Genomic DNA, 15,034 nt, shown 5'->3' on the forward strand with positions numbered 1-15,034 from the left:
GTAGCTTACATCTAATGACAACAATAATGCCAAGCCAATACTTGGCATTTTGCTTATAAATAATGTGATAGTTAGCGTGTCTGGCAAATGCCACAGAATACTGTGGTGCGTTGGCCTAAACGGATCTCACTCAGTAGGTTACCGCAGCTGGTGCAGGTTTCACCGCCGCGACCATAGACATGCAGCTTTTGGGCGAAGTAGCCCGGCTTGCCATCGGCATTGGTAAAGTCTTTCAACGTAGTGCCGCCTTGCTTAATGGCGTGGGCTAAGATTTGCTTCACTTCGGCGACTAAAACGGTCAAGCGCTCGATATCGATTTTACCTGCCTCGGCTTCAGGATGAATGCCCGCCGCAAACAGGGCTTCATTGGCGTAAATATTACCCACTCCCACCACGATATGATTATCCATCAGGCAGAGTTTGATGGCCTTTTTCTTGCCCGCTAAAGCTGCCGCTAATTGTGTGACATTAAAAGCATTGGTCAGCGGCTCTGGCCCCAGTTTGGCGAGTAATGGATGGGCTTCTTCTGGGAGTTCACACCATAGCCAAGCACCGAAACGTCTAGGATCGTTAAAACGTAAAATACGGCCGTTGGCGAGCACTAAGTCTATATGGTCATGTTTTTCCACTGGGGTATCGTGGGGCAAAATCCGTAAACTCCCCGACATGCCTAAATGCACTATGCTAGTGCCCGCATCAGTGTCGATTAACAGGTACTTAGCACGGCGACGCACTTGGCGTATGACTTGGCCGATAATTTGTTTGGCGATGTCAGGTACTGGCCAGCGCAGCGAACCATTGCGGATCACAAGATCAACCACGGTTTGCTCGACAAGGAAGGGTGCAATACCCTGACGGGTGACTTCAACTTCTGGTAATTCCGGCATGGATTCTTTCTTATCTTAAGTAAAATGGGGCGGCATTAAGCTGCGGGTTTCGCATCGAGGATCGGTTGTAGTTTAGCTCGTAAACTCGGAGGCACTAAATACCAATTGCCAGCGGGTGACTTTAACGCGCCTTCATTGGGGAAATAGATCCACAGCTGAGCATCGCGGATATCTGCAATCTGGATGACTAATTCTTGTGGATTATCTGTGGTTTCTGGTGCCGCCGTTAAGGGAGACACCCGTATGGTTTGCCACGCCTTTGCCCATTCATCACAGTTGAGAACTTTAGTGTCGCACTCCCATTGTGATGCTTGCTTGTGCAGCCACATTCCATCGAGTTGCAGCTGTGAAAGCGGCGCATTATCGTCAAATAACAGCTGAGCATCACTCGGAACATTATTGGTCTTGTTATCCATATAAGTCAGCACGGCGACCATAAAGACGCAGGCGACAATAATGACGTTATTCCATTGCTTACGAGTTAAGGCCATAGAAATGTGTGACGCTAAGTATGGGGTGATGCTTCGAGTTTATCACGGCCAAATTGAGATGCTAGCCCTTAAGCGATTGAGGGGTGATGCTTAACCGCCAGTGGCGTTCATAAAACGTAGGATTTGTACCTGATTATTGCCAAAGTCGTGTTGCTTAGGCTTGAGGTTAATGCCCGCGAGAATAGCGGCTTTAAGTCTCTCAATATCTGCGGGAAATTCCCTGACTATGCTTTTGAGATCAACAGCATGCTCATTGCCCAAACACAGCAATAATTGGCCTTCGACTGTGACGCGTACTCGATTGCATTCGTGGCAGAAGTTGTGGCTGTGGGGTGAGATAAAACCGATATGGATTGGGCTGTCGGCCATAGTGTAATACCGCGCTGGGCCGCCAGTACGTTTGTTAGATAGCTGCAGCGGATAGTGGCTTTCTATGATGGCTTTGACTTCATCGCTGCTGCAATGACGGGCGCGTTTACGCTCATCCATTTCGCCAAGTGGCATCTCTTCGATAAAGGCGATGTCTAAACGGCGGTCACGGCAGAAATCAACTAAATCAATGACTTCATTATCGTTCTGTTGTTTTAAAATCACCGCATTAATCTTGATACGTTCAAAGCCCGCCGCAATGGCGGCATCGATACCGTCGATGACTCTGTCTAACTTGCCGTTACGTGTTAACTGGGTAAACAATGTGGGGTTTAAGGTATCTAGGCTGATATTGAGGCGCTTTAATCCTGCAGCAAACATGGGCTTAGCGAATTTTGTCAGCCTTGAACCATTGGTGGTCATGGACAAATCTGTCAGCCCAGGCAGTTTGCCAAGCAGACTCACTAGCTGATCGCAATCGGTGCGAACTAAGGGCTCGCCGCCAGTCAGGCGAATTTTAGTCACACCGAGCTCGGTAAAGGCTTGGGCAATCCAAGCTAATTCTTCGAGGTGGAGTACGTGGTCCTTTGGCAGAAAACAGGGATCTTCCGTCATGCAATAGACACAGCGAAAGTCGCAGCGGTCGGTGACTGAGAGCCGTAAATATTCGACCTTACGGCCAAAGGAATCCACCATTAGACTCATAAAAACTCACTGGATCTTAAAGCAGATCCGCAAAGGGTTGAATAAACACAGTTTCACCTGCATTCACGGCTTCTGCATCATCGCCTATGATGATGAGACAATTCCCTTTGACCATTGAACTTAACATCCCGGAACCTTGGTTGCCCGTGCTACTCACGTGCAGGCGTCCATCTTTGCCAAGCTGATAAATCCCGCGAATAAATTCGGTGCGGCCTTGGCGACTTCGCAGAGTTTCATCGCTTATTGCAGGGAATAGCTGCGCTTGCCAGTTCACTTCACCCGCCAATTTACGTAAAGCGGGCTGCACAAACTGCAGGAAAGTGACCATTACCGCCACTGGGTTGCCCGGCAGCCCGAAGAATAAGCTATCACCGATTTTGCCAAAGGCGAGTGGTCGACCTGGACGCATGCTAATTCGCCAGAAATCGATTTTGCCTAAGCGGGCCAGTACGGTTTTAATGTAATCTGCATCACCGACTGACACGCCGCCAGAGCTAATGACAACATCTGCAAGGGTGGCGGCTTTAGCGAGCGTCGCTTCGAGGGCGGTTTCAGAATCTTCGATAATGCCTAAATCGATAACATCACAACCAAGACGTTTCGCCATCGCTTTGATGGTAAAGCGGTTTGAGTCATAGATGCAGCTGGCTTTGAGTGCTTCGCCAGGTTGGCTCACTTCATCGCCGGTGGAGAAGACGGCAACGGTTGGGCGGCGATAAACATTCAAACGATTGAGCCCAAGTGAAGCCAGTAAACCTTGTTCGGCGGCGCTTAGGCGAGTGGCTTTGGCGAGGGCAACTTGGCCTTGGGCGATATCTTCTCCCGCGAGGCGAACGTGTTGACCAGCCAGAATACGGCCGTCGAAGCTAACATTGCCGTCGACTTCTTTCGCTAGTTCACGGGGCTGCACAGTATCGGCACCCACGGGCACAGTCGCGCCCGTCATGATTCGCACGGTTTCGCCGACGTTAAGCGTGCCCGAATATTGATGACCGGCAAGGACCTCACCTACCCGTTTTAAGGTGGCAGGCATGGGGTCTTGATAGACAAAGGCGTAGCCATCCATCGCCGAATTGGTTTGTTGCGGCACGTTGACGGGAGAAATACTGTCGCTGGCCAGTACGCGGTTATCTAAGGCGTCTAAGTCAATCTCTTCGACTTCTGCCACGGGGGAAACATGGGATAAAATCTGCGCTAAACCTTGGCTGACGCTGAGGTTTTTGTTGTCGCCTATGGCGCAGGCATCTACGGCTGAAATCGGGTATTGGAGTGGCGCCTCCCAGTTTTGGGCGTACTCAATGACAAAGTCGGCAATTTGGCTGACATTGTTGAGATCGAGTCGGTGTAGCTCACTTGGAAGTGCGTCGCTTGGCAGCTGAGTGTCATCGCAACAGGCGATGGCGAGGATATTTTCATCTTGGGTGTAGATAAAAGGTTTGCCGTGGGCGGCGCGGTGCAATTCAATTTTAGGTAAGGCGAGTTTTTTAAAGCCTTCGACAAGGACGATATCGACTTTGTCGGCTTCGATTTGCTTGAGCAAATGGACTAACTCAGGATCGCCATCGCGTGCATCTTCTGTCATCAGCGCCCAGCGTACGTGGGAGGCGACCAGCATTTGCCGCGCACCCGCTTTACGCATTTCGTAACTGTCTTTGCCGGGAATATCTACGTCGAAATTATGGTGCGCATGTTTGATCACGGCTAAGCGCAGACCACGTTGATTTAATTCGGGGATCAATTGCTTGAGTAAGGTGGTTTTCCCCGTGCCACTGTAGGCACAAAATCCGAGAACGGGAATAGATAGCGGATTGACGAAGGGGTTACTCATTTGCACCTCTAATTTGGGTTATTGGAGCCTTAGCTATTTGGTAATTTCCATGGCCAGTCTTTGTTTTTGTTCTGGCGTATTCACATTTACAAAGGCATTGGGCTGGTCGGCGAAAGACTCCACAACAAAGTGATGCTTGGCATACCAAAAGTCCACTTTACGCTCACCCGCCTCAAGAAACGCTTTCATCGAGTTACGTAAGCTGGGTTTTAACAGTAAGACGACGGGTTGCTCATATTCACCGTCACTGGCGACGGCGATCTCCGCATCTTCAGCCTTAATCGCTGCCAACATACGCGGCACAAGGTCGGTTGGTAGCAGTGGGCAGTCGCAGGGCACCACCAATAAGTAGTCTGCATCCGTTTGGCCCATTGCGGTGATCATTCCCGCCAAAGGGCCGAGGAAACCAGTATGTTCATCGCTTATCACCTTAAAACCGAACTCAGCATAACGTGTTTGGTTGCGATTTGCGTTGATCAGGATCTCCTTAACCTGAGGTTTTATTCTGTCTATTGTGTGCTTAATCATGGCTTCGCCGTTTAATTCGACGAGACCTTTATCGTCGCCGCCCATGCGACGCGCCATGCCACCGGCGAGAATAACGGCATCAATTTGCGATGACATATAAAGACTCCTGTGCTGGCAAAGATTCTGGGTGTTGATAAGAGGTCGTCACTCGTTCACCTTCTATGTGCCATTGCTGTTCGCAGATGGAGGTTAACGCGCAATTCTGATGACTACTCAACAACATACCAGTGCCTTCGTGTTTGAGTTGTTGGATCATTTTTAATACTAGCTCTTGGGAATCCTTGTCCATATTGGAGGTCGGTTCGTCGAGCATTAACAGTTTAGGTTGTAGGATCCAAGCGCGCGCAATGGCGAGCCGTTGTCTTTCGCCGCCAGAGAGATTACTGGCTCTAGCGTGTAGCAGCGACCCTAGCTGCGCCATCTCAATCGCTTGAGTAATACGTTGTTTCGCCTTGGCTTTTGTCTCTGAACTGAAATTCAGCCCATAGGTGAGATTATATTCCACTGTGCCGTCGAACAAATAAGGATGTTGGTGCAGATAAACGGCTTTGCCTAATAAGGGATTGCGTCGCCACCAAGCATTTTTGGCAAAACCCACAGTCTCAATTTTACCCTTAGTTGGCGCCATCAAGCCCGCAAGAATTTTCATCAAGGTCGATTTACCTGTGCCGTTGTCGCCTTGCAGATAAATCACATCCCCTTGGCAGAGCGCTAATGCGTCGGCCTTGAATAACAGGCGCGCACCAAAGGACATCTCTAAGTCACGGGCGATCAGTTTGACCTTAGTCATTACTTAATGGCTCCTTGGCATGGCTTTGCCGCGTAAACCACCGAGGGCAAAGTTGAGGATCAAGGCCAAGATTAGCAGCACTAGCCCGAGGGCGATAGCTTGGGCGAAGTCGCCTTTGCTGGTTTCGAGTGCGATAGCTGTGGGTATGTTACGGGTTACGTTTAAAATATTACCGCCGACCATCATAGAACAACCCACTTCGGTCAGAATACGACTAAACGCCGCGACAATCGCCAGCAGTAAGGGCATACGTAGCTCGCGGCAGACTGTCCACACTGCGCGGCACCAAGAGGCACCTAAAGTGCGTGAGGTTTCCCATGCTCTACGGTCAACGCTAGTAAAGGCGGCTTGGCTCATCGCAATCAGTACGGGCGCGCAGATCAACATTTGCCCGAGGATCATGCCTTCTTGGGTGAATAACCATTTTAGATCGCCCAGTGGACCATTGCGGGTGAGCAGTAAATAGACCAGCAGACCGATAACCACAGTGGGGATAGATTGCAGAGTTTGAACTAAGTTAGTGACTATCCATTTGCCGCGAAATGGCGCAAACGCCAGCACAAAGCCGAGTACCATAGAAGGCACCAGCGTGATGAGCAGCGCCGCGAAAGATACCGAAAACGAGATCGAAATGATGGACCAAACGTCGGGGTCTAAAGAAAACAGCAGGCTTAACGCCTGCAGTAATAGTGCTAGCCAGCCGTCGCTCATTCGCTATAAGTTGCCTTGAACAATTGCTCGCCATCAACTTTGAAGTTATTGATCATGCTTTGACCTTTTTTGCTGATCAACCAGTCACTGAACGCTTTAGCGCCTTTGTGGTTTAGATCTGGGTACTTAGCAGAGTTGATCAGGATAACTTGGTATGGGTTGGCTAAGGTTTTGCCGCCATCGAAATCAACACCAAGATCTAGCTTAGTTTTGTAAGCTACAAAAGTACCACGGTCAGACAGAGTATAACCTTGCATTTCGTTTGCCATTAGCAGGGTTTTGCCCATGCCTTGACCTACTGAAGTGTAACCTTTGAAATCGGGTGTCACACTTGCCGCTTTCCATACTTCTAACTCTTTGATGTGAGTGCCTGAATTGTCACCACGGGAGATAAAAGGTACGCCTGATTTGGCAATTTTCGCGAAAGCTTCTTCGGCATTTTTGCTGTCACGGATTTTTGCTGGGTCATTTTTAGGGCCCAGTACCACGAAATCATTTTCCATGATGCCACGGGGCTCAACACCAAAACCGTCGGCGACGAATTTAGCTTCGGCACTTGGCGCATGAGTCATAACTAAATCCACGTCACCTTGCTCACCCAGTTTCAGGGCTTTGCCTGTACCAGTGGCGATAACTTGAACCTTGTAGCCAGATTCACTTTCAAACTTAGGTAACAGTTCTTTTAATAGGCCTGAGTTTTCAGTGCTGGTGGTCGTGGCTAACTTGATAACTTCAGTCGAGTGAGCGGGTAAAACGGTGAACATACTGGCTGCAACAACCAGGCCCAGTAGTGACTTAATATGAGATTTCATGTTTAGCATGGGTACTCCTTGGCGAAAAATAGGATTCCAACTCAAATGCCTACTGAGTGGAAGGTCTCGTAAATTGTAATACGTTCGGTTGAAAGCAAATTAGATGCCAAGCTGAGAATGCGGTCATTTTCTTCACAGCTTAACCTAATTTGTGAGCTTGATCCCAAGCTTAACAAATACTCTACAGACAAATTGTCTCAGCACCTACTTCCTGTGGTTCATAGTGACCTATTCATCTATTTTCAGTGCTAGAATTGGTCGCAAATGAGTCAAAATGTCCAGAAGCAGACAATATGAGCCAGATAGATAATAACCTCAAGCCTCTTCCATCGGCAGTATCGGTACTGATTGTTGATGATGAACCCGGAATGCGCAGTTTTTTAAATAAGGCACTCTCGAAGAAATTCGCCTTAGTCGAAACAGCAGGCAGTATTGAAGATGCGGAGCAGCTCCGTAGCCGCTGCCATTTCGATTTACTGATCGTCGACATTCGCCTGCCAGGCCGCTCAGGTATCGAATGGCATGAAGCGTTGGATGAGCAGGGTCGTCGTTCGGACATCATTTTTATGACTGGCTATGCTGACATGGAAGTGGCGATTACCGCGCTGCGCGCGGGTGCGTCTGACTTCATCATGAAACCTTTCCACCTTGAGCAGATGATGACAGCGGTCGATCGTTGTATCGAACGTCGCCTGCTTAAACGCGAGAATTTGATGTTGCGCCGTGAGGTTTCAATCGGTTACTCATCGACCATAATTGGCAGCAGTGAGGCCATGAAGTCGGTGAAACATATTATCGAACGTGTGGCGCCGACCAATGCCGTGGTGCTGATCCAAGGTGAGTCGGGTACGGGTAAGGAATTAGTTGCACGCCAACTACATTTACTCAGTGGACGTCAGGGACCTTTTGTCCCAGTTAACTGTGGCTCTATCGCCCCTGAATTACTCGAAAGTGAACTGTTTGGTCATACCGCTGGCGCATTTACTGGCGCCAAAGGTAATCGTGAAGGTTTATTCAGTTTTGCCTCGGGCGGGACGATTTTCCTCGATGAAATTGGCGAAATGCCACTGAAAATGCAAACGGCATTGCTCAGAGTGTTAGAGCAAAAAGCGATTCGCCCAGTGGGCAGCGAGAAAGAAGTGAACATTGATGTGCGAGTGATCGCGGCCACCAACCGCACTTTGATTGATGAAGTGGATGCGGGGAATTTCCGCCGTGACTTATATTATCGACTGAATGTGCTCGATATTTTAATCCCGCCATTACGGGACAGACCCGAAGATGTGGTTGAGTTAACCCATCACTTTACCCGCCAACTCGCGGCTGAATTAGGGGTAAGAGAAGTCGTGTGGAGCCATGAGGACATGGTGAAGCTGCAACAACATGAGTGGCCGGGCAATATTCGTGAGCTGCGCAATATGATTGAGCGCTGTATTTTACTGGGCAAGCCACCTGCGGAATATTGGAAACAACAACTCAAGAGTGACTCTTCCTCGACATCGGGTTACCCATTGGATTGGCCATTAAAAGAAGTTGAAAAACACCATGTGACTAGCGTGGTGGATTTACATTCGGGCAATAAGTCTGCCGCGGCGAGGGATTTAGGTGTTTCGCGTAAGACCTTAGATCGCAAGTATAAAGAGTGGTTTGAGTTCAGCGGCGAACAGGAGTCATAGGGTGTCATTCTTCACTCACTTTTTTGGTGTCAGTTGGCAGCAAATGCAGGCCAAGGTGCGCTATCGCATATTAATCCTGACGTTATTGCCTATTCTACTGACACTGGTGAGTTTAGTGTTTATCACTATTTACTGGAATATCAGTTATACAGGTAAGCAGCTGTTTATGAAGGTTAAAGCTGACTTATCTGTTGCCGAGAATACCTTGCAGCAAGTGCAAGTACGCCAAGAAAAACAACTCGAACGTGTGGTGACGTCTTGGACGTTTCAAAATGATTTCAGGCCACTTTTCAGTGGTAAAGCATTAACTGGCGAAGTAGTACACAGAGCCAGTCTTGATGTATTTCTCCTCGAACAGAAAAAACAGCTTAACCTCGATTATTTGCGTCTCGTCACTGTTGCCGAAGCGGCCGCAGACCCAGATTTACGTCAGATCCTCCCAAAGATAAATGGTTTATTACCTTATTCCGGCTTGATGGTGCTACCGCCCGAACGTTTAGCGCGCATCGACCCAGAATTAGCGGTCACTGCGAGCATCCCGATTGTCGCGACCTTGCGGGCACAGAGCCCGACTAAAACCGTTGAAGAACGCGGTTTATTAAGCCGTAGTCTGCTACCCGTGCCTGATATGCAAGGTAAAGTGGCTTGGTATCTGGATGGCGGCATCCTGTTCAATCGTGACACGCGGATTGTCGACCACATTCGTGATTTGGTGTACGACAAGGGCACCTTGCCCGAGCGCTCCATTGGCACTGTGACCATCTTCTTAGATAACATCCGTATCTCCACTAACGTGCCATTGCACTTCTATCCCACGGGCAACGAGACGCAAGGTCGCGCGCTGGGCAGTTTAGTGTCGGAGGAAGTTAAGGAAAAAGTGTTAACCCAAGGCGAGCAATGGGTCGACCGCGCTTTTGTGTTTAATGATTGGTTTATATCCGCTTATGCTCCCTTGGAAGATATTCGCGGCCAGCGTGTTGGCATGATCTATACGGGTTTTTCTGAGTCGCCTTTTATCCATAATTATTTATTAAATATCATAGAGCTAGGCACGATTCTAATGTTGGTGCTGCTGGTGTCGGGCTTGCTGGTTTATCGCGGCGCCTATAGCTTGTTGCAGCCGATCGAGCGTATCCACCATGTTGTGCAAGCAGTACAGTCGGGGCGTAATATTCGTATCGGCGCTTTAGGGTTAGATAGGGATAACGAGTTATCGAACTTGGCCGAGCAGTTCGACAGTATGCTCGATCTGCTGCAGCGCCGAAATGCCCAGATCCAAGCGGCGGCAGAGCAGCTTGAAATGAAGGTCGAAGAGCGTACCCGCAGCTTGCAGGACAAAACTTTAGAGTTGCAACGTAACGTGGCATTACTGAATGAAACGCGTCAACAGCTCGTCACTAACGAGAAGCTCACCGCACTCGGTGAATTAACCGCAGGTATTGCCCACGAAATCAATAATCCGACCGCCGTTATCCTCGGCAACATGGAGTTACTGCGCTACGAACTTGGTGATAATGCTGAAGTGGTAAAAGAAGAAATTGATCTCGTGATCCAACAGGTTGGACGGATCAGTACTATTATCCGCAGTCTGCTGCAGTACAGTCGTCCGGGCGAATTTAACGCCCCGCTAGAAATGCATCCGATTACCCCCATTATTGAAGAAATGTTGGTGTTAGTGCGGCATTCGATTCAGAAACAAGAAGTGGTTTTGATCACTGAGTTAAGCGCCAGTTGTCCAGTGCAGGTTAATCGACCGCAGCTGCTGCAAGTCTTGATTAATCTGGTGGTAAACGCGGCGCATGCGATGGACGGTAAAGGACGGATTTGGGTGCGAACCTATGACTGGGTGCAGCAAGATATGCCGATTGGCGTCAAAATCGAAGTGGAAGATGAAGGTTCTGGAATTGCACCAGAGCAGCTAGGGCGGATTTTCGACCCCTTTTACACCACGCGTAAGGATGGCACTGGTTTAGGGCTTTCGCTCAGTTACGGCATTATTAAGCGGATTGGTGGCACGATAGAAGTGAGCTCAACCTTAGGTAAAGGCACATTATTTACCATAGGCTTGTACCATGAGGCGAAGGAAGATCAGCAAAACAATCCCTACGAGGGCTTACATATTGCGGGCAACTACAGCGACATGTCTGCCGATTAGCTTACCGATGAGTTTTACCGAGTGAGATATGGCAGCTTCTTGTATTCGATTGATTACCTGTCCTTAAAATATGGCTGCAGTTGTTGGTTCTACTTTATGTGGCTTTGCATTACCGAATTTTAGGTAAAAAAAAAGCCGGATGATGAATCCGGCCACAAAGAGTGTGTGTGAGCAATGTCGTGCTTGCAAACTCAGGAGCTCCATAACAACGTCGATTACCAGTCATCGTTGTTAAAGATGAGTTTTGGAACGCACGTTAACGATAATCATTCTCAATTGTGTTTGCAAGCTATTTATTGAAAAAAGTGCATATCTTTACAAATATCGTTTCGCTCTCATCCATTAACAGTTTAGATCGACTTACGTAGATGCAGTTTATGGTCGACTAAACTTTTAGGATCGGCGTTGAGCTCGGTGATTAAATATTGATTACTGATCAACAAATTAAGCATCGCAGGGAAACGGTTCATCGTTTTCACCTGAATATGGTTATAGCCTTGACGGCATGCCCAGGTTTCTTGATATTCGAGTAGACTCTGCGCTAAGCCTAAACGTCTAAAGTCAGAGGCAACGCCACCTAACCAACTATAAAATATGGCCTCTTCTTGCTCGTAACCCAGTTTAAACCCTGCCAATTCACCTTCCACATACGCAACTAAGATCAAACACTTTTTGCCCTGTAAGCGCTGATTTAGCACTTCGTTGGTGAGGGGGCGATCGAGTTCAGGGATTTGTTGACTAAGTTGGATAAGCTGAGTGGTTAACTCGGGAGTCAAACCTGACTCTGCTTTTATTTCGATAGAATACATTGCTTGCTCTCATAAAAAATCAGCCCCACTCGCGCGTTAACAGGAGCAGGGCTGAGCTATTAACTGGTCAAATTATAACAGGTCTGGCCAGTTGAGTTAATCAGGAAATTGACTCTTGCGGATTGGTGCGCAAAATCTTGTCTTGTAAGACTTTTAGCAAAACCCCGTAGGCAGGCAGGAAAAGACCTAAGCTCACGATCAGCTTAAAACCGTAATCGACAGTAGCGATTTCGGGCCAATTGGCCGCCATAAAGCTATCGGAAGAGGCGTAAAAGGCGATGCTGAAAAACACTAAGGTATCGACCAGATTACCCACTAAGGTCGATGCCGCAGGCGCGACCCACCAAGAGCGGCTCATTCGCAGACGGGCAAAAACCTTAATATCCATTAACTGGCCAATCAAATAAGCGGCAAAGCTGGCGAAAGCGATTCGGAACACAAAGGTATTCCACTCTGCAAGTGAGTCAGCGCCTTGGAAGCTACCTTGATGGAACACAACTCCCATCACGTAGGAAATCATCAAAGCGGGAATCATAGCTTTGAGTATGATGCTACGTGCGGCTTGTTGGCCAAAAATACGGACCGTGAGATCAGTGGCTAAGTACACGAATGGAAAGCTAAATGCGCCCCAAGTTGTGTGGTAACCAAATAGCTGAAATGGCAATTGTACTAAGTAGTTGCTGACGCAAATAATCAGTATGTGGAATCCTACTAATAGGAATAAGGCGCGGCGAAGCTGCGCTGTGGTTAACATTAACATATGTGGCCTTTTTAGTTGTGTAGGGCGGGGTGAGGGAACCCGCTAATTTTCAATTTATTATGTTTACGACAATATCACCGAACATTACCGATCGCAGCGAGGCGAAATCGGGTCGCCATTATAGTGGCCGAGTTTTAAGATGCAAGCCTGCTGTTTAAATGTACGCATAGAATGAAAACTCTTCTACACTTTGAGTACGTCGAAGGAGGATAACCATGAGACGATTCTTTGCTATTTTTTGCTTACTTTTAGCCATGTTACCTGTATCCATCTATGCCGCCCAGCCGATAGTTGTCAATGTGGCGACGGCTTCGTGGGAGGATTTTGCCAATCGTGATGAAACGGGTTACTACTTCGAGTTACTCCAACGGATTTTCCCCGAGCCAGAATGGCAACTCAAGGTGCAGTTTATGCCCTTTGCCCGCAGTTTATATCTTGTTGAGCACAATCGTACCGATATCACCCTCAGTGTTTATAAGGGAGATACTAAAAAGGCGCTGCTAACTGAGAATACGGTTGAAGTAGATTCTATCGATGTAGCGGTCACCCCCGAGTTAGCGGCGACTTGGACAGGGCTTGAAAGTCTATCCCATAAAAGGGTTCAGGCCATGTTGGCCTATCGATACAATATGCTGACGCCTGTACCTATGTACTATGAAGAAAGCAGCGATATGTTGACTATGCTCAATAGCTTAAACGCAGGACGCATAGATGCCGTGTTGGATTACAAACCTAATTTGCTTATGTATGTGCCTAAGCTGAAGGCGCCACAAAATTTTGTGATTATTCAAGGCGTACTCAAGGCCGAAACCTATTTTGCCTTTGCAAACACTGAAAAAGGCCAGATGCTGAAACAACATTTTGACCTTGCACATAAGCGTTTAATCGATTCGGGAGAGCAGGACAGGCTTTATCTTGAAATACTTGAAAAAAGAAAGGCTGATGATGAATAGGCCTTAAATTTATTCGGTTTATTACATTTCGAACAGAATCGACATGATAGTCGCGAGTTTATTTTCAAGCTCTTGCCACTCAGCTTCGGGCTCTGAACCCGCAATAATTCCCGCCCCCGCAAATAGGTTAATCCGACCGGGTTCGATCAACGCACTGCGGATTGCCACTGAAAACTCACTCTCGTATTTATTGAAATAACCGCAGGCACCAGCGTACCAGCCACGAATATAACCTTCACGCTGACGAATAAAGTTCAATGCCGAATGCCGCGGTAAGCCACCCACTGCAGGGGTTGGATGCAGCGCTTGCAACAGTTGGAAATCATTCACGCCCGGTTTTAATTCGGCTCGAATTGCGCGATGTAAATGTTGAATATGATTCAGTTTAAAGATGGTCGCTAATTCATCGGCGCCAACATAATTACTCAGCGGTGTGAGCATATTCACTATGTGACTGCGAACGAGTTGGTTCTCAACGCTATTTTTGTTGTCTTCTAGCAAGGCATTCGCCAGCGCAATATCTTCTTCTTGATTGAGGCCGCGAACTGTCGTACCTGCGAGTGCCTCAGTGAATAATTCCTGCTGACGGCGGCGGAATAAACGCTCTGGTGAGCAAGAGATAAAGGTGCGTTCTGGACTGAATTGGAAGCCAAATTGGAAGCTGTTGGGATTACGTCCCTGCCAGCAAGCCAGCACCATCCAAGGATCGATAGGTTCGTTGACTTCAAGTTGCGTTAAGCGGGATAACACGACTTTTGGGGTATCTTGATTGAACTTAGGATCCACCACTTGCTCGACTAAGGTTTTCCAGCGTTCAAAATTGGGCTTGTCACTGCGGCCAAGAGGAACGATTTTCTTCGGTGGTGAGAGTGGTTTAGCGGGCATCACAGCTTCGATGGCGGCGATGGCCTTGTCGATTTCGCTATGGTGATCATTCTCGGCAAAATTAAGATTTACTAACAGACTAAACTTGCTACCGCTGCGTCTAAATTCAATGCGCGGCAGGATAAAGCGGCTATTACCGAACTCAGGCCAAGACTCTATAGTGCGATCGAAGGCAACACCGCCATAGTAGCGAATATTCTGATTCGTCGATAAGGCTCGCTGCTCTTGGTAGGCCATGGCCAGTTGCTGATCATTGATTCCGGTTTCAAATTTGAAGTCTTTACATACCCCAATCGCCGCGACTTCTTCGATTCTGTCACGCCCATGCCAGTAAATACGTGGAAATTGTGTCTGCGATGCCAACCATGAAATTAAAGGCATAGCGACAGTTGTAAGCGACAACTGCGCTATCGGTTCCGTCGGCGGAACTTGCTTTAATTGAATGAGTTTGTCGATGAGAGACTTAAGGTCTTCAGACAGGGCATGAGCGGGCAAATAGAACTCCAAAGTAAAGATAAGGGATAAAGGCGAAAGCTGAAGGTCACTCTGTCAGCGTTAATAAATTCGACTCAGGTTAATGTACTCTTTTTCAAGTCATTTACCTTTAGTTGATTCAGTCTGTAAATAAGAATCTTTCGCTCAAATTAAAGGCCAAGGTCGAGAGTGTCAAGATGT

At 48.0% G+C, this 15,034-nt stretch carries 14 protein-coding genes; 3 read left to right on the forward strand and 11 right to left on the reverse strand.

Annotation, left to right across the window (positions count from 1 at the left end; translation table 11 throughout):
- Positions 1 to 71: 71 nt before the first annotated feature.
- The 8 genes from mutM to Q4Q49_RS04670 all read right to left on the reverse strand — a co-directional run bounded on the left by mutM (position 72) and on the right by Q4Q49_RS04670 (position 7,130).
- A complete protein-coding gene (gene mutM / locus Q4Q49_RS04635; RefSeq protein WP_311998738.1) occupies positions 72 to 887 on the reverse strand; it encodes a bifunctional DNA-formamidopyrimidine glycosylase/DNA-(apurinic or apyrimidinic site) lyase in 816 nt (271 codons plus the stop codon).
- 35 nt (positions 888 to 922) lie between these two features.
- The gene (locus Q4Q49_RS04640) at positions 923 to 1,378 is read right to left on the reverse strand and encodes a hypothetical protein (RefSeq protein ID WP_106648854.1); all 456 of its coding nucleotides are present in this window, start codon (positions 1,376 to 1,378) and stop codon (positions 923 to 925) included.
- Positions 1,379 to 1,468: 90 nt separating this feature from the next.
- The gene (gene moaA / locus Q4Q49_RS04645; protein ID WP_311998739.1) at positions 1,469 to 2,452 is read right to left on the reverse strand and encodes a GTP 3',8-cyclase MoaA; all 984 of its coding nucleotides are present in this window, start codon (positions 2,450 to 2,452) and stop codon (positions 1,469 to 1,471) included.
- Between the two features lie 16 nt (positions 2,453 to 2,468).
- On the reverse strand, positions 2,469 to 4,280 hold the full coding sequence (locus Q4Q49_RS04650) for a bifunctional molybdopterin-guanine dinucleotide biosynthesis adaptor protein MobB/molybdopterin molybdotransferase MoeA (RefSeq protein ID WP_311998740.1): 1,812 nt from the start codon (positions 4,278 to 4,280) through the stop codon (positions 2,469 to 2,471).
- Between the two features lie 33 nt (positions 4,281 to 4,313).
- On the reverse strand, positions 4,314 to 4,904 hold the full coding sequence (mobA, locus tag Q4Q49_RS04655) for a molybdenum cofactor guanylyltransferase MobA (protein WP_311998741.1): 591 nt from the start codon (positions 4,902 to 4,904) through the stop codon (positions 4,314 to 4,316).
- Positions 4,888 to 5,598 carry an ATP-binding cassette domain-containing protein gene (locus tag Q4Q49_RS04660; protein ID WP_006084723.1) on the reverse strand — a complete coding sequence of 237 codons (711 nt, stop codon included), beginning with the start codon at positions 5,596 to 5,598 and terminating at the stop codon, positions 4,888 to 4,890. The genes mobA and Q4Q49_RS04660 overlap by 17 nt, the downstream gene beginning before the upstream one ends.
- A 3-nt stretch (positions 5,599 to 5,601) precedes the next feature.
- The gene (locus Q4Q49_RS04665; protein WP_311998742.1) at positions 5,602 to 6,309 is read right to left on the reverse strand and encodes an ABC transporter permease; all 708 of its coding nucleotides are present in this window, start codon (positions 6,307 to 6,309) and stop codon (positions 5,602 to 5,604) included.
- Positions 6,306 to 7,130: a substrate-binding domain-containing protein gene (locus Q4Q49_RS04670; RefSeq protein WP_226060134.1), complete on the reverse strand. Its 825-nt coding sequence runs from the start codon at positions 7,128 to 7,130 to the stop codon at positions 6,306 to 6,308. The genes Q4Q49_RS04665 and Q4Q49_RS04670 overlap by 4 nt, the downstream gene beginning before the upstream one ends.
- Positions 7,131 to 7,414: 284 nt before the next feature.
- On the opposite strand from Q4Q49_RS04670, the gene Q4Q49_RS04675 reads away from it, so the two are divergent.
- Positions 7,415 to 8,797 (forward strand): sigma-54 dependent transcriptional regulator, encoded by a 1,383-nt coding sequence (locus Q4Q49_RS04675; protein ID WP_220591535.1) that lies wholly within the window; start codon positions 7,415 to 7,417, stop codon positions 8,795 to 8,797.
- A 1-nt stretch (position 8,798) separates the two neighbouring features.
- The gene (locus Q4Q49_RS04680) at positions 8,799 to 10,952 is read left to right on the forward strand and encodes a cache domain-containing protein (RefSeq protein ID WP_311998743.1); all 2,154 of its coding nucleotides are present in this window, start codon (positions 8,799 to 8,801) and stop codon (positions 10,950 to 10,952) included.
- Positions 10,953 to 11,302: 350 nt separating this feature from the next.
- Here the strand turns inward: Q4Q49_RS04680 and Q4Q49_RS04685 are convergent, their stop codons facing one another.
- Positions 11,303 to 11,761: a GNAT family N-acetyltransferase gene (locus Q4Q49_RS04685; protein ID WP_107950016.1), complete on the reverse strand. Its 459-nt coding sequence runs from the start codon at positions 11,759 to 11,761 to the stop codon at positions 11,303 to 11,305.
- Positions 11,762 to 11,861: 100 nt separating this feature from the next.
- Positions 11,862 to 12,521, reverse strand: coding sequence for a 7-cyano-7-deazaguanine/7-aminomethyl-7-deazaguanine transporter (locus Q4Q49_RS04690; RefSeq protein WP_106648874.1), 660 nt, complete (start codon positions 12,519 to 12,521; stop codon positions 11,862 to 11,864).
- Positions 12,522 to 12,736: 215 nt separating this feature from the next.
- Here Q4Q49_RS04690 and Q4Q49_RS04695 point away from each other — a divergent pair, with 215 nt between their 5' ends.
- Positions 12,737 to 13,474, forward strand: a complete 738-nt coding sequence (locus tag Q4Q49_RS04695; RefSeq protein WP_012197877.1) for an ABC transporter substrate-binding protein — start codon at positions 12,737 to 12,739, stop codon at positions 13,472 to 13,474.
- A gap of 21 nt (positions 13,475 to 13,495) precedes the next feature.
- On the opposite strand, the gene Q4Q49_RS04700 is transcribed toward Q4Q49_RS04695, so the two are convergent.
- Entirely contained in the window at positions 13,496 to 14,854 is a 1,359-nt protein-coding gene (locus tag Q4Q49_RS04700; RefSeq protein WP_012197876.1) for an isochorismate synthase MenF, read from the reverse strand.
- Positions 14,855 to 15,034: the final 180 nt, after the last annotated feature.

This window comes from Shewanella sp. SP1S1-7 (assembly GCF_031932105.1).
Lineage (GTDB): Bacteria > Pseudomonadota > Gammaproteobacteria > Enterobacterales > Shewanellaceae > Shewanella > Shewanella baltica.